The following is an 18,680-nucleotide window of genomic DNA, read 5'->3' on the forward strand; positions in this document are numbered from 1 at the left end:
GCCGCATTTCGGCTCGTCGAAGGCATCGTGCGCGGGTACCGTCGAGGTTGTCCGCAGATAGGGAAGTAGGTGGGGCGTAGTGGCGCGAATGGGAGACGGTGGTGACCTCCTGAAGTGCTCTTTCTGCGGCAAGAGCCAGAAACAGGTCAAGAAGCTCATCGCAGGTCCGGGGGTGTACATCTGTGACGAGTGCATCGACCTCTGCAACGAGATCATCGAGGAGGAACTCGCCGAGACCAGCGATGTGAAGCTCGACGAGTTGCCCAAGCCCGCGGAGATCCGGGACTTCCTGGACAACTATGTGGTGGGCCAGGATTCGGCCAAGCGCACCCTCGCGGTGGCCGTCTACAACCACTACAAGCGCATCCAGGCGGGTGAGAAGAAGTCCGGCGACAAGCGCTCGTCCGCGGTGGAGCCCGTGGAACTGGCGAAGTCGAACATCCTCATGCTCGGCCCCACGGGCTGCGGCAAGACGTACCTGGCGCAGACCCTCGCGAAGATGCTCAACGTCCCGTTCGCGATCGCGGACGCCACCGCACTGACCGAGGCCGGCTACGTGGGCGAGGACGTCGAGAACATCCTCCTGAAGCTGATCCAGGCCGCCGACTACGACGTCAAGCGGGCCGAGACCGGCATCATCTACATCGACGAGGTCGACAAGATCGCCCGCAAGAGCGAGAACCCGTCGATCACCCGCGACGTGTCGGGCGAGGGCGTGCAGCAGGCGCTGCTGAAGATCCTGGAGGGAACGCAGGCCAGCGTGCCGCCGCAGGGCGGCCGCAAGCATCCCCATCAGGAGTTCATCCAGATCGACACGACCAATGTGCTCTTCATCGTCGCGGGTGCGTTCGCCGGCCTCGAGAAGGTGGTCGACGAGCGGATCGGCAAGCGCAGCATCGGCTTCGGCAACGACGTCCCGAGTAAGGACAAGGTCGACACGACCGACCACTTCGCCGAGGTGATGCCCGAGGATCTGATCAAGTTCGGTCTGATCCCCGAGTTCATCGGGCGCCTGCCGGTGGTCGCATCGGTCGCGAACCTCGACAAGGAGGCGCTGGTCTCGATTCTGTCGGAGCCCAAGAACGCGCTCGTCAAGCAGTACGTGCGCCTGTTCGAGATGGACAACGTCGAACTCGAGTTCAGTCAGGACGCGCTCGAAGCAGTGGCCGACCAGGCGATCCACCGGGGAACCGGAGCGCGTGGTCTGCGGGCCATCATGGAAGAGGTACTGCTGCCGGTGATGTACGACATTCCGAGCCGCGACGATGTGGCCAAGGTGGTCGTCACGGGGGAGACGGTGCGCGACAACGTGCTGCCGACCATCGTGCCGCGCAGCGAAGACGAGGGGCCGCGCGAGAAGTCGGCCTGACCGAGAATCACGACACGGCCGGTGTTCCCGTCGAGACGGGGACGCCGGCCGTCGTCGTGCGCGGCCCGGCTCCCGTGCGATGCAGCCCGCGGCCGACCGTTTGAACCAAGACGGACCCGGTTCCGCGGAGTCTTTGGGACACTGGGCAGATGACGCGCACGGGCGAAGACAGACTGGCCGGAATCATCCTCGCGGGCGGGCGTTCCCGCCGCATGGGGCAGGACAAGGCGGCGATGGAGTGGGACGGCGCGCCGATGCTCAGCCGGATCGCATGGGCGATCAGCGCCCGGTGCGAACCGGTGCTGGTCGCGGCGCCGCGGACATCGCAGGCGTACCTCGAGCTGAGCGACGAGACGGACCTCGACTGGGTCACCACGGAGAAGGCGGGCAGCGGTCCCCTCGGTGGACTGGTGGCGGCGTTGCAGGCGGCGGCGGACGCCGGTGCCGAGGCGGCCTTCGTCTGCGCCACCGACATGCCGCTCGTGGACACCGGGCTGATCGACGAACTCCTGGACGGGCTGACCGAATCGACCGACGTCGTCGTCGCGCACGAGGGCGGGCGCGATCACCCGATGGCCGGCGTCTACCGCACTCGCTCCGCGCAGCAACTCGCCGACCTCGTGGAGAAGGGCGAGCTCCGGATGGGTGCGGCCCTCGATGCGCTCGTCACACGCCGCATCGGGGTCTCGGACCCGGACTGGCTCACCAACGTCGACGCACCCGAGGACCTGCATCGATTGCGCAGTTCGCGCGCATCGTGAGGGCCGGTCAGCCGAAGACCATATCGGCTATGGCGAGTGCGGTACCCGCTAGCGCGATGACGACCACCACGCCAACGGTCGCGACCATCGTCGGCCAGACCGAACCGGTCCCGGCGACACGGTCAGGCCCCTTCGGAAAGTGCCGGACGGCGACGTGGCACAGGACGACACCGGCGACGAACGTGCAGAGGGCCGCCGCCGGGAATCCGTGACGCAGGGCGGCGAAGCCGGCGGCCGCGCAGGCGAGCAGGACGGAGAGGCCGGTCCGCTGCCAGGCCAATGCGGTGCGCTGCGGTTGGAGGCCCGGGTCGATGCTCACGAGAGACGCAGAATCGACACGACGCCGAAGCCGACGAGCCCAGCGGCGACGACCGCGATGCCCATGACGAGCCAGGGCAGCGGCAGCGGAGGCGGCAAGGGCAGGCCGAGTCGCAGGGCCCGCTCGTTGCGCCGCCACGAGAGCAGTGCGACGATAGCGAGCGCGCCGCCGGCGACGCATGCCACCAGAGACAGCAGGTGGACGACCATCGGAGACGAGGTCAGGCCGGCGACGGTCGTCAGCGTGATACCGCCGGCGATCAGGGCGAGAGCGGTGCGGACCCAGGCCAGTGCCGTGCGTTCGTTCGCGAGGGAGAAGCGGACGTCCGGCTCCTCACCGACGGAGTAGACGGCGGCGGGTCGGCGTTGCGGGAGGGTATTGCTCATTGATCTCAATCGTCGTGGCCGGTGCCGGGGTACCGGCGCGGAGGCGTGTCGACATGAACAGCGTCGACGTAAATAGTTCTGTAGCAGACAGAAGTAGATTAACATGACTGAAACCGAGCCCGGTGTGGACCGGGTCACAGAAGACGACGGCGCGTGGGAGTTGACCGCTGTGATCACGCAGCTGCGCCGGTCGCTGCGGTCGAGCGTGCGCGAGGACTTCGCGTGGGAGTCGCTGCCGATGGCGCAGGTCGAGTTCCTGCAGCGCCTCGCGCGGGAGCCGGGACTGCGGATCGGCGAGCTGGCCCGCAAACACCGGATGGCGACCAACACGGTCAGCACTCTGGTGAATCAGATGGTGAAGAACGGGCTGATCGTCCGAGAACCGGTCCCTGACGACCGCCGCGCTGTCCAGGTACGGCTCACCGAGGTCGGGCGCACCCGGCTGGACGAGTGGACGCGGGCGAACGAGCGGCGGATCTCGGAGGCGCTGGCCGGGCTGGACGGCGACCAGCGCGCGGCGATCAGGGTCGCGGTGCCCGCGCTCGCAGCGCTCGCGGCGCGACTCGACGACCTCGGCTGACACCGGGACCGGGGCTCGGGGAGTGACCCAGGCCGCTTACGGCGACATGGCGGCGACGGCGGTGCGCGGTGTTCTCTAGAATCACCCAGGTGACCAGTGCGCAATCCCGTGACCCAGAGACCACCGCCGAAGCCCTGCCGAAGAGCTGGGACCCGAGTGCGGTAGAGGCAGACCTCTACCAGGGCTGGGTGGACGCCGGGTACTTCACGGCCGACGCCTCGAGTGCCAAGCCGGGCTACTCGATCGTCCTGCCGCCGCCGAACGTGACCGGCTCGCTCCACATGGGCCACGCTCTCGATCACACCCTGATGGACACGCTGACGCGCCGCAAGCGCATGCAGGGCTACGAGGTGCTGTGGCTGCCGGGCATGGATCACGCGGGAATCGCGACGCAGACGATCGTCGAGAAGCAGCTCGCGGCGGAGGGCACCAGCCGCGAGGAACTCGGCCGTGAAGCCTTCATCGAGCGCGTGTGGCAGTGGAAGGCCGAGTCCGGCGGCACCATCGCCGGCCAGATGCGCAGGCTCGGCGACGGCGTCGACTGGAGCCGCGACCGCTTCACCATGGACGAGGGGCTCTCCCGCGCGGTCCAGACGATCTTCAAGCGGATGTACGACGACGGGCTGATCTACCGGGCCGAGCGCCTCGTGAACTGGTCGCCCGCCCAGCAGACCGCCATCTCCGACATCGAGGTCAAGTACGAGGACGTCGAGGGAGAGCTCGTCTCGTTCCGGTACGGATCGCTCGACGACGCCGAGCCGCACATCGTCGTCGCGACCACCCGCATGGAGACGATGCTCGGCGACACCGCCATCGCGGTCCATCCCGACGACGAGCGCTACCGCGATCTGATCGGCGTCGAGCTCGATCACCCGTTCCTGGATCGGAAGATCCCGGTCATCGCCGACGACTACGTCGACCCGGAGTTCGGATCCGGCGCGGTCAAGATCACGCCGGCCCACGACCCGAACGACTTCGCCATCGGGCAGCGGCACCATCTCCCGATGATCACGATCATGGACGAGACCGCCAGGATCGAGGGGACCGGGACGCGGTTCGACGGACTCGACCGCTTCGAGGCCAGGGTCGCGGTTCGCGAGGCCCTGGCCGAACAGGGGCGCATCGTCAAGGAGGTGCGGCCGTACCTGCACAGCGTCGGGCACTCCGAGCGCGCGGGCGAGCCGATCGAGCCGCGGCTGTCGATGCAGTGGTGGGTCAGCGTCGAAGCCCTCGCCAAGGCCGCGGGCGACGCCGTCCGCGATTCGGAGACGGTAATCCATCCGGCGAGCCAGGAACCGCGCTGGTTCGCATGGGTCGACGACATGCACGACTGGACCATCTCCCGGCAGCTGTGGTGGGGGCATCGGATCCCGATCTGGTACGGCCCGAACGGCGAGGTGGAGTGCTTCGGTCCGGACGACACCGTGCCCGAGGGCTGGGAGCAGGACCCGGACGTCCTCGACACCTGGTTCTCGTCGGGACTGTGGCCCTTCTCCACCATGGGATGGCCGGACAAGACCGCCGAGCTGGACAAGTTCTATCCCACCTCGGTGCTGGTGACCGGTTACGACATCCTGTTCTTCTGGGTGGCCCGGATGATGATGTTCGGCACCTACGTCGGCAAGCTCGACGCGAGCGGGTTCTCCGGCCGAGACGCACGGGTGCCGTTCCACGACGTCTTCCTGCACGGTCTGGTCCGTGACGAGCACGGGCGCAAGATGAGCAAGTCGAAGGGCAACGGCATCGACCCGCTCGACTGGGTCGACCGATTCGGCGCCGACGCACTGCGCTTCACGCTCGCACGCGGCGCCAATCCGGGCAGCGACATCTCGGTGGGCGAGTCCCACGCGCAGAGCTCGCGCAACTTCGCCACCAAACTGTTCAACGCCACCAAGTTCGCCCTGATGAACGGTGCGCGCGTGGGCGAACTCCCCGCCGGCGAACAGCTGACGGTCGCCGACCGCTGGATCCTGTCCCGGCTCGACGAGGTGCTCGCGGAGGTCGACGAGGGCTTCGAGAGCTACGAGTTCTCGAAGGCGTGCGAGGCGCTCTACCACTTCGCGTGGGACGAGGTCTGCGACTGGTACCTCGAGCTGTCGAAGGTCCAGGTGGCCGAGGGCGGTGAGCGGGCCGAGCGGACCGCGCTGGTCCTGGGCACCGTTCTCGACAAGTTGCTGCGGGCGCTGCATCCGGTGATGCCGTTCGTGACCGAGGTGCTGTGGAAGACGCTCACCGGGTCGGAGTCGGTGGTCGTGGCGCAGTGGCCGACGCCGTCGGGCGCGCCCGCCGACGTCGACGCCGCCCGCCGCGTGGAGGACCTGCAGAAGCTGATCACGGAGGTCCGTCGGTTCCGCAGCGACCAGGGTCTCAAGCCGGGGCAGCGGGTCGCCGCGACCGTCGACGGACTCGACGCCGCGGGGCTGGCCGAACTGCGCCCGCAACTCGATTCGCTGGCCCGGCTCGAGGGCGCGGGCGACGGCTTCGCGGCCACCGCGACCGTGGAGGTCCGCCTCTCCACCGGCACCGCGACCGTCGCGATCGACACCTCCGGGACGGTCGACGTCGAAGCCGAGCGCAAGCGCGCCGCCAAGGATCTGGCCGCCGCGGAGAAGGAGCTCGCGGGCACGTCCGCCAAACTCGGCAACGAGCAGTTCCTGTCGAAGGCGCCCGACGCGGTCGTCGAGAAGATCAAGACGCGCCGGGATCTCGCCGAGGCCGAGGTGGCGCGGCTGAAGGCCAAACTCGAGGGGCTGGCCGGCCGGTGACGCGCTCACGCGATTCCGCCGACGATCTCGCCGAACTCCACGCGCTCGAAGCCGAACTCGACACGCGTTGGCCCGAGACCCGGATCGAGCCGTCTCTGACCCGGATCAACGCGCTGATGGAACTGCTGGGCAACCCGCAGCACGCGTACCCCTCGATCCACGTGGCGGGAACCAACGGCAAGACCTCGGTGACCCGGATGATCGATTCGCTGCTCCGCGCCTTCCATCGGCGTACGGGCCGGATCACCAGCCCGCATCTGCAGTCGGTGACCGAACGGATCGCCATCGACGGCGCGCCGATACCGGCGCGCACCTACATCGACACCTATCGCGACATCGAGCCGTACGTGACGATGGTCGACGACTCGTCGACGGCCGGCGGCGGACCTCGGATGAGCAAGTTCGAGGTGCTGACCGCCATCGCGTACGCGGCCTTCGCGGAGGCCCCGATCGAGGTGGCCGTCGTCGAGACCGGTATGGGCGGGCGCTGGGACGCCACCAATGTGATCGACTCGCAGGTCGCGGTGATCACCCCGATCGCAATGGACCACGCCGACTATCTGGGCGATACCCTGGCCGCCATCGCGGGCGAGAAGGCCGGGATCATCAAGCCGGGGCCGTCGGACGCGGTGATCCCGATGGATCCGGTCACGGTGATCGCACCTCAGCAGCCCGAGGTGACCGATGTGCTGCTGCGGGCCTCGGTGGAGGCAGGCACCATCGTCGCCCGGCAGGACTCGGAGTTCACCGTCCTCGAGGCCACCACCGCCGTCGGCGGACAACTGCTCACGATCCGCGGTCTCGGCGGCGTCTACGACGAGATCTTCCTGCCCCTGCACGGTGCGCATCAGGCGCAGAACGCGGCACTCGCACTCGCCGCGGTCGAGGCCTTCTTCGGTGCGGGCGCCGACCGCAGGCTCGACGTCGACTCGGTGCGAGCCGGTTTCGCCGATGTCGCCAGTCCCGGCCGTCTCGAGCGGGTGCGCAGCGCCCCGAGCGTCTTCGTCGACGCCGCGCACAATCCGCACGGCGCCCGCGCGCTCGCCCGAGCGCTGGTCTCGGAGTTCGACTTCCGCAGGCTCGTCGGGGTGATCGGCGTCCTCGGCGACAAGGACGCGCGCGGTGTGCTCACCGAACTCGAGCCGGTGCTCGACGTCGTCGTCCTGACCAACAACGGCTCGCCCCGAGCGCTCGACACCGACGCGCTCGCCGACATCGCGAACGACGTGTTCGGAGCCGAACGCGTGGTGGTGGAACCGTTCCTTCCGGACGCGGTCGAGGCCGCCGTCTCGCTCGCCGAGGAGGGCGAGGGGGGAGCGGTCTCCGGAGCCGGTGTGATCATCACCGGATCCGTCGTCACCGCGGGCGCGGGCCGTACACTCTTCGGCAAGGAGCCGTCATGACCGAGAAATCGATTCCGGAGAACGCCGCGCAGTTCACCCCGCCCGCCGCCGACCCGTGGAAGGGCTTCCGAGGGGTCATGGCGGGGACGTTGATCCTCGAGGTGATCGTGGTCGCGCTCGCGTTCCCGGTGGTGGCGAAGCTGGCCGGCGGCGTCACCTGGGCGTCCGGACTCTACCTCGGCATCGTGACGCTGATCCTGCTGCTGTTGTCCGGCCGTCAGGGCAGGCCCCGCGCGCTGGAGGTCAACCTGGTGATGCAGGTGTTCGTGATCGCGGGAGGATTCTTCCACTGGTCCATCGCGATCGTCGGCGTCATCTTCCTGATCGTGTGGATCTACATCGCGTACATCAAGCGCGACGTCGAGAAGCGGATCGAGCAGGGGCGGCTGCCGGGCCAGCACCCGATCTGATCGGCCCGGACGCGCTCGGCTCCCGCGGAATCGTCGATTTCTGCGACCGTCGGTTACACTCACTCACCACTGTGTCGTACGACACGGCAGCAATCGAATCGATGGAGGCAGTGGATGGGGAGGACCTACAGGGTGACGAGTCGCGCAGGCCGGGTGGGGATCGTAGTCGGGGCCGTCGCTGCGGCGACGGTGCTGGCGGCGCCGATCGCGAGCGCGGAGCCTTCGTCGCAGCCGTCGCAGCCGTCGCAGACACCGGAAGCGAGCATTCCGATGCCGGTGCGCGAGGGGGCGCTCGGCTATCTCGCGACGCGGTCCTCGACCCTGTGGCTCGCCGACCGCGGCGTCGACCAGGTGATCGCCAACCTGCCCGCGCCGCCCGCGTACTCCAGCGCCAACCGGCAGATGGCCAAGACGCTCAAGCAGGAGCTCGATGCGGCCGTCGACACGCCGGGCGCGTGCCTGCAGATCATCGTCGACGGTCCCGGCCAGGCGGGCGGGGTGTTCAACTACGGGTTCTTCGCCGTCGAGAAGCAGTACTGCCCGAAGTGACTCGGGCGCGGTGAGTCAGGCACGGTGAACCCGCCCGCGGGGTGGGACGGTGCGGGCGGTGTCGTGCATCGCTACAGTGTCCTGCGTGACTGAACAGACTCTCGTCCTCATCAAGCCCGACGGCGTCCAGCGCGGACTGGTCGGCGAAGTGATCGCCCGCATCGAGCGCAAGGGACTGCGCCTGGCTGCCCTGGAACTGCGTGACGTGACCGTCGAGGTCGCGAGCGAGCACTACGCCGAGCACGCCGAGCGGCCGTTCTACGGCTCGCTGCTCGAGTTCATCACCTCGGGTCCGGTCGTCGCGGCCGTCGTCGAAGGTCCGCGGGCCATCTCCGCATTCCGCCAGCTCGCCGGCGGCACCGATCCCGTCGAGAAGGCCACGCCGGGCACCATCCGGGGTGACTTCGCGCTGGAAACGCAGTTCAACATCGTGCACGGATCGGATTCGCCCGAATCCGCGGCGCGTGAGATCGCTCTCTGGTTCCCCTCTCTGAACTCCTGATTCGACGACGCCGACACGGCGCGCGGGAGCCTTTTCGTCACTCGTGTGCGGGTTACGGCCCGTGATGTGGGATACTTGCCTAGTCGTCGGAGTCACGCTTTGGCACCGACGATCGACGCACAGCCGTTTTGAGTACCCGGTTCCGTCCGACCCCAGCCTGGGGTCCGGCTTCGGTCCCAGGCCTGCGTCACGCAAGGCGTCTTGACGACGCGAAGACCACATAACACCCGGCCGTAGAGGCCGGCACACATTGGAAAGGCCCTCGCGTGGCCGCGTTGGCGAGTTCATCTGTGCGACGCGCCCGGGGGTCTTGAGGAGACCACGTGACAGATAACGGGTCGTCGGCTGATGCCACTTCGGCAGATCAGCCAGCGGAAAAATTCCCCCTTCGACTCCGCGTGCATGCGCTCGCCCGCACGCTCGGACTGACCAGCAAGCAGGTGCTCGCGCACCTGCAGGAGATGGGGGTGACGGCGCGCACCGCGCAGTCGTCGATCTCTCGAGCCGACGCCGAAGCCGTCGAGCTCCGTATCAGTGGTGCCGTCGAGGATGCGGCAGATGAGGCCGGAGAGCCGGGGGCGCCGTCGCTGTTCTCGGCGGTCGAGACGCCGCAGCCGGTGTCGACGGCGAAGGCCGAGGCGACCGCGCCGCTGTTCCTGGCGGCGGACGCCGATGAGACCGCTCCGGCCGGTGAGAAGACGGCCGAAGCCAAGAACACCGAAGCCAAGAAGGCCGGCGGCAAGAAGTCGGACGGCAAGAAAGCCGACAGCAAGAAGTCAGACGGCAAGAAAGCTGACGGTAAGAAGGCCGAGGGCAAGAAGGCCGAGAGCAAGAAGGCCGAGACCACGGACATCCCGGAATCGGATGGGTCCGAGAAGCAGGCCGACAAGAAGCCGGGCAAGAAGAAGGCGTCGGCGAAGAAGCCCAAGAAGTCCGAGGTCGACGAGGCAGGCACCGGTGACGAGACGCCGGCCGCTCCGGAGACCGCCACAGCGCCCGTCGAGCCCGAGTCGGAGGTTCCGGCAGCCGGCGGGGAGGATGACGAACAGACGTCCGGCGAGAGCGAGAGCCGGTCCCGCAGGCGCAGGCGCGGGCGTCGCGGGCGCGGTCGCGGACGCGGCGATCAGGGCCCCGAGGGATCCGACAGTGAGTCGGACGACGCTCAGGACGGCGTGGAGTCGGACCAGAACACCGCCGAGACGAGCGGTCCCGAGAAGAACGGGCCGGACGACGACACGGCCGATGCGGACCAGACACAGGCCGATGCGACCGGATCGGAGTCGGACGAAGAGACCGAGGCGGACTCCGAGGCAGCGGTCCCGTCGAGCAAGCGGCGTCGCCGCCGGCGCCGCCGCCGTGGCGGGTCCGACTCGGATGAGACGGTCTCGGCGGACGATCCGCCCAACACCGTGGTCCACGAGCGTGAGCCGCGCGCCAAGAAGGTGCGTGACGAGGTGCAGGGCATCTCGGGTTCCACGCGGCTGGAGGCGAAGCGGCAGCGCAGGCGAGACGGTCGTGACGCCGGGCGGCGTCGTCCGCCGATCCTGACCGAGTCGGAGTTCCTGGCGCGCCGGGAATCGGTGGAGCGCGTGATGGTGGTGCGTGAGCGCGCCGCCTCCGGTGCGGGCGACGGCCACGATCAGCATGCGGCGCCGGTGGAGGACTACACGCAGATCGCCGTCCTGGAGGACGGCGTGCTGGTGGAGCACTTCGTCACCACCGAGACCTCGCAGTCGATGGTCGGCAACATCTACCTGGGGCGCGTGCAGAACGTGCTTCCGGGCATGGAAGCCGCCTTCGTCGACATCGGCCGCGGACGCAACGGCGTCCTCTACGCCGGCGAGGTCAACTGGGAGGCCGCCGGCCTCGACGGCGGCTCGCGCAAGATCGAACAGGCGCTCAAGCCGGGCGACCACGTTCTGGTCCAGGTCAGCAAGGACCCGATCGGGCACAAGGGCGCACGGCTGACGACGCAGATCTCCCTCGCCGGCCGGTACCTGGTGTACGTGCCGGGCGGGACGTCGACGGGTATCAGCCGCAAGCTCCCCGACACCGAGCGCAAGCGTCTCAAGCAGATCCTGGCCAAGCTCGTTCCGGACGAGGCCGGCGTCATCATCCGGACCGCGTCCGAGGGCGTCAGCGCCGAGGAACTCGGTGCGGACATCGAGCGCCTCGAAGCACAGTGGAAGAGCATCGAGGCGGCGGCCGACGATCACCGGTCGAAGGCGCCGGGCACTCCGAAGGCGCTGTACGAAGAGCCGGATCTGCTGGTTCGAGTGGTCCGTGACCTGTTCAACGAAGACTTCCGCAAGCTGGTCGTCGAGGGCGAACGCGCGTGGTCGCAGGTGTCGGGGTACGTCAACGATGTCGCCCCGGACCTCGCCGAGCGGCTCGAACGCTTCACCAAGGCGCATGCCGACGCGCCCGACTCGTTCACCGTGCACCGCATCGACGAGCAACTGGCCAAGGCGCTCGACCGCAAGGTGTGGCTGCCGTCCGGCGGCACGCTGATCATCGAGCACACCGAGGCGATGACGGTGGTCGACGTGAACACCGGCAAGTTCACCGGGTCCGGCGGCAACCTCGAGGAGACCGTCACTCGCAACAATCTCGAAGCCGCCGAGGAGATCGTGCGGCAGATGCGCTTGCGCGACATCGGCGGCATGATCATCGTCGACTTCATCGACATGGTTCTCGAATCGAACCGCGACCTCGTTCTGCGACGGCTCACCGAGACTCTGGCTCGGGACCGGACCCGGCACCAGGTCTCCGAGGTCACCTCGCTGGGACTGGTGCAGATGACCCGCAAGCGGCTCGGCACCGGACTCCTCGAGGCGTTCTCGACCACCTGCACCGCGTGCTCGGGTCGCGGGGTGATCGTGCACGCCAATCCGGTGGAGGTACGCCCGGCTGAGGACGGAAGCCGCAACGGCGGCGACGGAGGTTCGCGCAAGTCGCGCCGCTCGCGTCGGCGCGGGGGAGACCAGCAGCCGCAGCAGGAGGCGGCGGCGCCGGCCAAGCCCGCACCGCACAAGCCGGCCGCCGAGCATCCGCTGTTCCGCGCCATGGCGCATCCGGACGATCACGACGAGCACGACGCGGCGGCCGAGCCGGCCGCCGATACCTCAGTGCCCGAGGTGAAGGCGCCCGAGGTCGAGAATGCCGAGGTCGAAATCGCGGAGGTGGCCGTGGCCGAGGTCGCTGCCACAGACGGTGCAGTGAGCGAAATCGCCGCGGAGGTCGTCGTCGAGACGATGACGCAGACACCGGAGCCGCCGGTGGCGGTGGTGACGCGTCGACGTCGTCGCGCGGTACGCCGTGCGGCCGCACCGACGACGGCGGTCGAGTCGGTGGACGAGGTCGCAGAGCATGAGCCGGTGACGACGGTGGCCGAACAGTCCGCCGAGCCGGTGGTCGCGGTCACTCGCTCGCCCCGGCGGCGCAGTGGTCGCCGCGCCGCGGGCCCGCCGCCCACGCAGCAGTGACCTTCCTCTCGGCGCGCGGCCCGCGCGCCGAGAGTTTGACCTGAACAGGCCCGGTACCGTAGCCTTGACAGGTCGCCTCCCGCAGGCGCGTAGACAGTTGCGCGCATCGGCGGGAGAGGTTCGAGGGCCTTGAGGCCGCGGACCGCACACACCAGATTATGTCGGACACGCAGGATCGGCCTGCGCACTCCGGCCCGATGAGACGAGTTAAGAGGACAGCGGGAATGGCAACGTACGCGATCGTCAAGACCGGCGGTAAGCAGTACAAGGTCGCCGAGGGCGACATTGTGAAGGTCGAGAAGATCGACGGAGAGCCTGGCAGCACTGTGCAGCTGCCGGTTGCGCTGGTCGTCGATGGTGCGAATCTGACCACCGACGCCGACAAGCTCGCCGCTGTCTCGGTCACCGGTGAGGTCGTCGAGCACACCAAGGGCCCGAAGATCCGGATCCACAAGTTCAAGAACAAGACCGGCTACCACAAGCGCCAGGGTCACCGTCAGCAGCTGACGGTCCTCAAGGTCACCGGTATCAAGTAGAACTCGCTCTTCAGCATTTCAGGAGGACAGCCAGATGGCACATAAGAAGGGTGCATCGAGCTCGCGCAACGGTCGCGATTCGAATGCTCAGCGACTCGGTGTGAAGCGTTTCGGCGGCCAGGTCGTCAGCGCCGGCGAGATCCTGGTCCGCCAGCGCGGCACCAAGTTCCACCCGGGTGTGGGTGTCGGCCGCGGTAAGGACGACACGCTGTTCGCTCTCGCGGCCGGTGCGGTCAAGTTCGACGTGAAGCGCGGTCGCAAGACGGTGAACATCGTCCCGGAGCCGGTCGCAGTCTGACCTGGCATCCGAACTCATAGCTCTTTTCGACAGGGCGGGCAGGGTCTCTAGACACCCTGACCCGCCCTGTCGGCTTATCTGGACCCATTCGAGGAAGGCTGGAACATGTCACGCTTCGTCGACCGCGTGAAGATCGAGGTCGTGGCGGGCAACGGCGGCCACGGCTGCACGTCCGTGCATCGCGAGAAGTTCAAGCCGCTGGGCGGCCCTGACGGGGGCAACGGCGGCCGGGGCGGCGACGTCCGGCTGGTCGTCGACCCGCAGGTGCACACCCTCCTCGACTTCCACTTCCGGCCGCACGCGCGGGCGACCAACGGAAAGCCCGGCATGGGCGGCAACCGGAACGGCGGCGCCGGTGAGGACCTGATCCTCAAGGTGCCCGACGGGACGGTGGTGATCGATGAGGACGGCGAGATCGTCGCCGACCTGGTCGGTGCCGGTACCGAGTTCATCGCCGCGCAGGGCGGCCGGGGTGGTCTGGGCAACGCGGCGCTGGCCTCGCGGGCGCGTCGGGCGCCGGGATTCGCACTGCTCGGCGAGCCCGGGGACGAGCGGGAACTGACCCTCGAGCTCAAGTCGGTCGCCGACGTCGGGCTCGTCGGCTTCCCGTCGGCGGGCAAATCGTCGCTGGTGTCGGTGCTCTCCGCAGCGAAGCCGAAGATCGCCGACTACCCGTTCACCACGTTGGCTCCCAACCTGGGAGTCGTGACCGCCGGTGCCGAGGTCTTCACCGTCGCCGACGTGCCCGGCCTGATCCCCGGAGCGTCACAGGGTCGCGGACTGGGACTGGACTTCCTCCGCCACCTGGAGCGCTGCGCCGTCCTGGCGCACGTCGTCGACTGCGCGACCCTCGAACCGGGACGCGACCCGGTGTCGGACATCAACGCGCTCGAGGCCGAACTCGCGGCGTACCAGCCGGCGCTGGACGCCGACCACTCGCTGGGCGACCTCGCCACGAGGCCGCGCGTGGTCATCCTGAACAAGATCGACATTCCCGAGGCGGCTGAGCTGGCGGATCTGGTGGAAGCCGACATCGCCGAGCGAGGCTGGCCGGTGTTCCGCATCTCCGCGGTGGCCCACCAGGGACTGTCGGAGCTGACCTTCGCGCTCGCGGAGATGGTGGCGCGGTACCGGGCCGAGCACGCCGAGCCCGTGGCCCGCCGCGCCGTCATCCGCCCCAAGGCGGTCGACGAGTCGGAGTTCACCGTCGTCGCCGATCCCGATGTCGAGGGCGGATTCATCGTGCGCGGGGCCCGTCCGGAGCGGTGGGTGCGTCAGACGCAGTTCGAGAACGATGAGGCCGTCGGCTATCTCGCGGATCGGCTGAACCGCCTCGGCGTCGAGGACGCGCTGGTGAAGCGGGGTGCCAAGCCGGGCGCGCCGGTGACCATCGGCGAGATGACCTTCGACTGGGAGCCCACGACTCCGATGGGCGAGGCCGTGCCGATCACCGGCCGCGGCACCGACATCCGCCTGGAGCGCAACGACCGAGTGGGTGCCGCAGAGCGCAAACTCGCGCGCAAGATGCGCCGCCAGGCCTCCGATGAGAACGAGCTGGGTTGGGGCGCAGCGGATCTCGGTCAGGAGGAGTCGGACGTCGATGACGAGTGATGTTCGGCAGTTCCTCGCGACGGCCCGCAGCATCGTCGTGAAGATCGGTTCGTCCGCCGTCACCGACATGGTGACCGGCATCGACCACGCCAGGCTCGACGCGCTGGTCGACGCACTCGAAGCACGGATGCGCGCCGGATCGGACGTGATCGTCGTGTCGTCGGGGGCCGTCGGCGCGGGGATCGCGCCGCTGGGCCTCAAGAAACGGCCCCGCGACCTCGCGACCAAGCAGGCGGCGGCGAGCGTCGGCCAACTCCGCCTGGCGCACGCCTGGGGGACGTCGTTCGCTCGTTACGACCGTACCGTCGGCCAGGTGCTGCTGACCGCAGATGACGTGTCGAACAGGTCCCACCACGCGAATGCGCAGCGAACGCTCGACCGGCTTCGCGCGCTGCATGCGGTGGCCGTCGTCAACGAGAACGACACCGTCGCCACCAACGAGATCCGCTTCGGCGACAACGACCGGCTGGCCGCCCTCGTCGCGCACCTGGTGCACGCGGACGCGCTCGTGCTGCTGTCGGACGTCGACGGGCTGTACAACGGCGATCCCCGCAAACCCGGCCCCGACGGCCAACCGGCGCGGCTGATCGAACAGGTCGATGGACCCGACGATCTGGACGGAGTGATCGCAGGCAACGGCGGTGCGCTGGGAACGGGCGGGATGGCATCGAAGCTGGCGGCGGCGCGGTTGGCGGCCGACTCGGGAGTCCCGGTGCTGTTGGCCGCGGCCTCGGCCGCCGGTGAGGCGCTGTCGAACGCCTCGGTCGGCACCGTCTTCAAAGCCCGGCCGACCCGGATGTCGGCCAGACGGTTCTGGGTGCGCCACGCAGCTGAGGCGCGCGGCACGCTGACGCTCGACGACGGTGCTGTCGCCGCGGTCTGCGGTCGGCGACGGTCGTTGTTGGCCGCGGGTGTCACCGCGACGGTCGGCGACTACTCCGACGGCGACGTGGTGGAGCTCGTTGACGCGGCCGGAACGGTTCGCGCCCGGGGCGTCACATCGTACGACGCCGACGACGTCGCACAGATGATCGGCCGCTCGACCTCCGACCTCCCCGCCGATCTGCGCCGCCCGATCATCCACGCCGACGACCTGGTCCCGGCCTGACTCCGGGTTTCGTCGGAGGGGAGTGTCGAGGCGGTGGTGTCTCGATACGCTCGCTCACTTCGTTCGCGTGCGACTCGACTGGCCTGGGGCGCGGCTTGTCGACTGGCCTGGGGCCTGGGGGCGCGGCTTGTCGACTGGCCTGTGGGGGACGGCCCGGCAGGGTTGTCGAGTAGGCCCGGAGCGCAGCGGAGGGGCGTATCGAGACCGGGCGGACACGGAACCGAAAGCGCCCACCCGACCAGCGGTCGGGTGGGCGCTTTCGCTGCGGAAACAGTCAGTCGGCTCGGTGCTTGCCCTCGCCGGCGGGGACCGTGACGAGCGGGTAGACGCCGTTCTCGTCGTGGACCTCGGTGCCGACCACCGGCGGGTTGAAGACGCACAGCATCCGCATCTGCTCGTCGACGGTCACGGTGTGACGCTCGTGGCCGTCCAGCAGGTACATGCTGCCCGCGCGGAGCGGGTAGATCTTCCCGGTCTCCCGGTCGAGCAGGGTGCCCTTGCCCTCGACCAGCCAGACGGCCTCGACGTGGTTCGCGTAGTGGAACTCGTTGATCGAGCCGGCCGCGATCGTGGTCTCGTGGAACGAGAATCCGACCCCGTCGCCACCGAGCACGATCCGCTTGGAGACCCAGTTGCCCTTCGGGTCGGCCACCTCGCGGTCGGTTCCGGTGATCTCTTCGGTGGTGCGGACGATCATGCTTCGGCCTCCTCGGGGGCGGTGTCGGCAGCGAAGGCCTCGTCGACCGATTCGCTCAGGATCTGCAGACCGTGGGCGAGATCCTCGCTGCTCATGGTGAGCGGGGGAAGGAGTTTGACGACCTCGGAGTCAGGACCCGACGTCTCGGCGAGCAGGCCCTTGGAGAACGCGATCTCGCACGTCCGGCCGGCCAGCTCGGGCTTGTCGAAGGCGAGGCCCTGGACCATGCCGCGGCCCCGGTGCGACAATCCGTCGTGGCGCTGGCACAGGTCCTCGAAGGACTGCGCGATCTCCATGCCCTTCGCCTTCACCTGGACCGAGAGCGCATCGTCGGACCAGTACTTGTTGATGGCGGCGGTCGCGGTCACGAACGCGGGGTTGTTGCCGCGGAACGTGCCGTTGTGCTCGCCGGGCTCCCAGACGTCCAGCTCCGGACGGAGCAGGGTCAGTGCGAGCGGCAGTCCGTAGCCGCCGATCGACTTCGACAGCGTCACGATGTCCGGCACGATGCCGGCCTCCTCGAACGAGAAGAACTCGCCGGTGCGGCCGCAGCCCATCTGCACGTCGTCGACGATCAGCAGGATGTCCTTGCGCTTGCAGAGGTCGGCCAGGCCGCGCAGCCACTCGGGACGCGCCACGTTGACGCCGCCCTCGCCCTGAACGGTCTCGACGATGACGCCGGCGGGCCGGTTGAAGCCCGAGCCGGAGTCCTCGAGAACACGCTCGAACCAGGCGAAGTCCTCGACGCTGCCGTCGAAGTAGTTGTCGAAGGGCATCGGCGTGGTGTGCACCAGCGGTACGCCGGCGCCGTTGCGCTTCATGGCGTTGCCGGTCACCGCCAGCGAGCCGAGCGTCATGCCGTGGAAGGCGTTGGTGAAGTTGATGACCGCTTCGCGGCCGGTCACCTTGCGGGCCAGCTTGAGCGCTGCCTCGACCGCGTTGGTCCCGGTGGGGCCGGGGAACTGGACCTTGTAGTCCAGCCCGCGGGGCTCCAGGATCTTGGCGGCGAAGGTCTCGAGGAATTCGCCCTTCGCGCGGGTCGACATGTCGAGTCCGTGAGTGATTCCGTCACGGACGATGTAGTCGACGAGCGCATCCTTCAGAACAGGATTGTTGTGGCCGTAATTGAGAGCGCCTGCGCCTGCGAAGAAGTCAAGATAGCGATTCCCGTCGACGTCTGTCAGCCAACTGCCCTGAGCAGTGTCGAAGACGGCGGGCCAATCACGGCAGTAGGAGCGGACTTCGGATTCGTGCTTGGTGAAAGTTCGGTCGTCCAGTGCAGTTTCGATTGTCATTTTCGAGAGTTTCCTCGTTTGAGTTCTGCCGGTTCCGCTATTGAGCGGAGCCCGGCGTCAGCAGATACAGGTCCTCGGGCTCATGGGAGTCGATGAACAGTTCCGCGCTGAAGAACGGTTCGCGTGTCAATTGCAAACCGAGGGCTCGGGCAGCGCCTGCGAACAGTCGCTGGGACGCCTGATTGTCGGGGCTTATCGTGGTGTTGATGGCGACGACACCGGCTTGAGCGCAGTGCCGGAACAACTCGCAGACCATCCGCTTGGCGATCTGCTTCCCGCGTTGCGTCTCGTCGACGGCCACCTGCCACACCATGAGGGTGTCGGGTGCCGCTGGTCGACGGTATCCGGTAGCGAAGCCGACGACGTCTCCGTCGAATTCAGCCACGATCGACGTCTCGGAAAAATCCTGTGACCAGAGAACGTAGGCATAGGGCGAATTAACGTCCAGCACGCGCGAATCGCGAGCGATCTCCCATATTCTCTTTCCGTCACGGGCCCGCGGTCGCCGGAAGGTGACCGTGTTTCCGTTGTCTGTCTCCGGTGAAGGATCATTCGGGTTCATGACGTGACCGAGGCTATCGGCCGTTCATAGGAAAGTCACCGCAG

At 68.2% G+C, this 18,680-nt stretch carries 18 protein-coding genes; 13 read left to right on the forward strand and 5 right to left on the reverse strand.

Features of this window, described 5'->3' with window-relative positions:
* The first annotated feature begins 79 nt into the window (after positions 1-79).
* On the forward strand, positions 80-1,369 hold the full coding sequence (gene clpX / locus GSI01S_RS11050; protein ID WP_006896638.1) for an ATP-dependent Clp protease ATP-binding subunit ClpX: 1,290 nt from the start codon (positions 80-82) through the stop codon (positions 1,367-1,369).
* 149 nt (positions 1,370-1,518) lie between these two features.
* Positions 1,519-2,130 carry a molybdenum cofactor guanylyltransferase gene (gene mobA / locus GSI01S_RS11055; protein WP_006896639.1) on the forward strand — a complete coding sequence of 204 codons (612 nt, stop codon included), beginning with the start codon at positions 1,519-1,521 and terminating at the stop codon, positions 2,128-2,130.
* A 7-nt stretch (positions 2,131-2,137) separates the two neighbouring features.
* Here mobA and GSI01S_RS11060 read toward each other — a convergent pair whose 3' ends face one another.
* Positions 2,138-2,449, reverse strand: a complete 312-nt coding sequence (locus GSI01S_RS11060) for a DUF202 domain-containing protein (RefSeq protein ID WP_006896640.1) — start codon at positions 2,447-2,449, stop codon at positions 2,138-2,140.
* Positions 2,446-2,835 carry a YidH family protein gene (locus GSI01S_RS11065; protein ID WP_039867498.1) on the reverse strand — a complete coding sequence of 130 codons (390 nt, stop codon included), beginning with the start codon at positions 2,833-2,835 and terminating at the stop codon, positions 2,446-2,448. The genes GSI01S_RS11060 and GSI01S_RS11065 overlap by 4 nt, the downstream gene beginning before the upstream one ends.
* A 103-nt stretch (positions 2,836-2,938) precedes the next feature.
* Between GSI01S_RS11065 and GSI01S_RS11070 the strand changes: the two genes are divergently transcribed.
* The 11 genes from GSI01S_RS11070 (at position 2,939) to proB (ending at position 16,082) form a co-directional block, all read left to right on the forward strand.
* A complete protein-coding gene (locus GSI01S_RS11070; protein ID WP_006896642.1) occupies positions 2,939-3,415 on the forward strand; it encodes a MarR family winged helix-turn-helix transcriptional regulator in 477 nt (158 codons plus the stop codon).
* Between the two features lie 89 nt (positions 3,416-3,504).
* Positions 3,505-6,180: a valine--tRNA ligase gene (locus GSI01S_RS11075; RefSeq protein WP_045537006.1), complete on the forward strand. Its 2,676-nt coding sequence runs from the start codon at positions 3,505-3,507 to the stop codon at positions 6,178-6,180.
* Positions 6,177-7,583, forward strand: coding sequence for a bifunctional tetrahydrofolate synthase/dihydrofolate synthase (gene folC, locus GSI01S_RS11080; protein WP_006896644.1), 1,407 nt, complete (start codon positions 6,177-6,179; stop codon positions 7,581-7,583). Before GSI01S_RS11075 ends, folC begins: the two co-directional genes overlap by 4 nt.
* Positions 7,580-7,993 (forward strand): DUF4233 domain-containing protein, encoded by a 414-nt coding sequence (locus GSI01S_RS11085; protein ID WP_006896645.1) that lies wholly within the window; start codon positions 7,580-7,582, stop codon positions 7,991-7,993. The genes folC and GSI01S_RS11085 overlap by 4 nt, the downstream gene beginning before the upstream one ends.
* A 132-nt stretch (positions 7,994-8,125) precedes the next feature.
* Complete coding sequence (locus GSI01S_RS11090) at positions 8,126-8,542, forward strand: hypothetical protein (protein WP_157225324.1); 417 nt, start codon at positions 8,126-8,128, stop codon at positions 8,540-8,542.
* 85 nt (positions 8,543-8,627) lie between these two features.
* Entirely contained in the window at positions 8,628-9,044 is a 417-nt protein-coding gene (gene ndk / locus GSI01S_RS11095; protein WP_039867500.1) for a nucleoside-diphosphate kinase, read from the forward strand.
* A 323-nt stretch (positions 9,045-9,367) separates the two neighbouring features.
* A complete protein-coding gene (locus GSI01S_RS11100; protein ID WP_006896648.1) occupies positions 9,368-12,529 on the forward strand; it encodes a translation initiation factor IF-2 N-terminal domain-containing protein in 3,162 nt (1,053 codons plus the stop codon).
* A 224-nt stretch (positions 12,530-12,753) separates the two neighbouring features.
* Positions 12,754-13,065 (forward strand): 50S ribosomal protein L21, encoded by a 312-nt coding sequence (gene rplU / locus GSI01S_RS11105; protein WP_006896649.1) that lies wholly within the window; start codon positions 12,754-12,756, stop codon positions 13,063-13,065.
* A 34-nt stretch (positions 13,066-13,099) separates the two neighbouring features.
* Positions 13,100-13,363 carry a 50S ribosomal protein L27 gene (gene rpmA / locus GSI01S_RS11110; protein ID WP_006896650.1) on the forward strand — a complete coding sequence of 88 codons (264 nt, stop codon included), beginning with the start codon at positions 13,100-13,102 and terminating at the stop codon, positions 13,361-13,363.
* Positions 13,364-13,468: 105 nt separating this feature from the next.
* Positions 13,469-14,974, forward strand: a complete 1,506-nt coding sequence (gene obgE, locus GSI01S_RS11115; RefSeq protein ID WP_006896651.1) for a GTPase ObgE — start codon at positions 13,469-13,471, stop codon at positions 14,972-14,974.
* Complete coding sequence (gene proB, locus GSI01S_RS11120; protein WP_006896652.1) at positions 14,964-16,082, forward strand: glutamate 5-kinase; 1,119 nt, start codon at positions 14,964-14,966, stop codon at positions 16,080-16,082. The genes obgE and proB overlap by 11 nt, the downstream gene beginning before the upstream one ends.
* Before the next feature lie 274 nt (positions 16,083-16,356).
* On the opposite strand, the gene GSI01S_RS11125 is transcribed toward proB, so the two are convergent.
* From GSI01S_RS11125 to ectA, 3 genes are read right to left on the reverse strand one after another with little or no spacing between them, the layout of a single operon-like run.
* Positions 16,357-16,779 carry an ectoine synthase gene (locus tag GSI01S_RS11125; RefSeq protein ID WP_006896653.1) on the reverse strand — a complete coding sequence of 141 codons (423 nt, stop codon included), beginning with the start codon at positions 16,777-16,779 and terminating at the stop codon, positions 16,357-16,359.
* Positions 16,776-18,074 (reverse strand): diaminobutyrate--2-oxoglutarate transaminase, encoded by a 1,299-nt coding sequence (ectB, locus tag GSI01S_RS11130; RefSeq protein WP_006896654.1) that lies wholly within the window; start codon positions 18,072-18,074, stop codon positions 16,776-16,778. The genes GSI01S_RS11125 and ectB overlap by 4 nt, the downstream gene beginning before the upstream one ends.
* 37 nt (positions 18,075-18,111) lie before the next feature.
* The gene (gene ectA / locus GSI01S_RS11135; protein ID WP_006896655.1) at positions 18,112-18,636 is read right to left on the reverse strand and encodes a diaminobutyrate acetyltransferase; all 525 of its coding nucleotides are present in this window, start codon (positions 18,634-18,636) and stop codon (positions 18,112-18,114) included.
* Positions 18,637-18,680 lie beyond the last annotated feature (44 nt).

It is taken from the genome of Gordonia sihwensis NBRC 108236 (assembly GCF_000333035.1).
In the GTDB taxonomy this organism is placed as follows: domain Bacteria; phylum Actinomycetota; class Actinomycetes; order Mycobacteriales; family Mycobacteriaceae; genus Gordonia; species Gordonia sihwensis.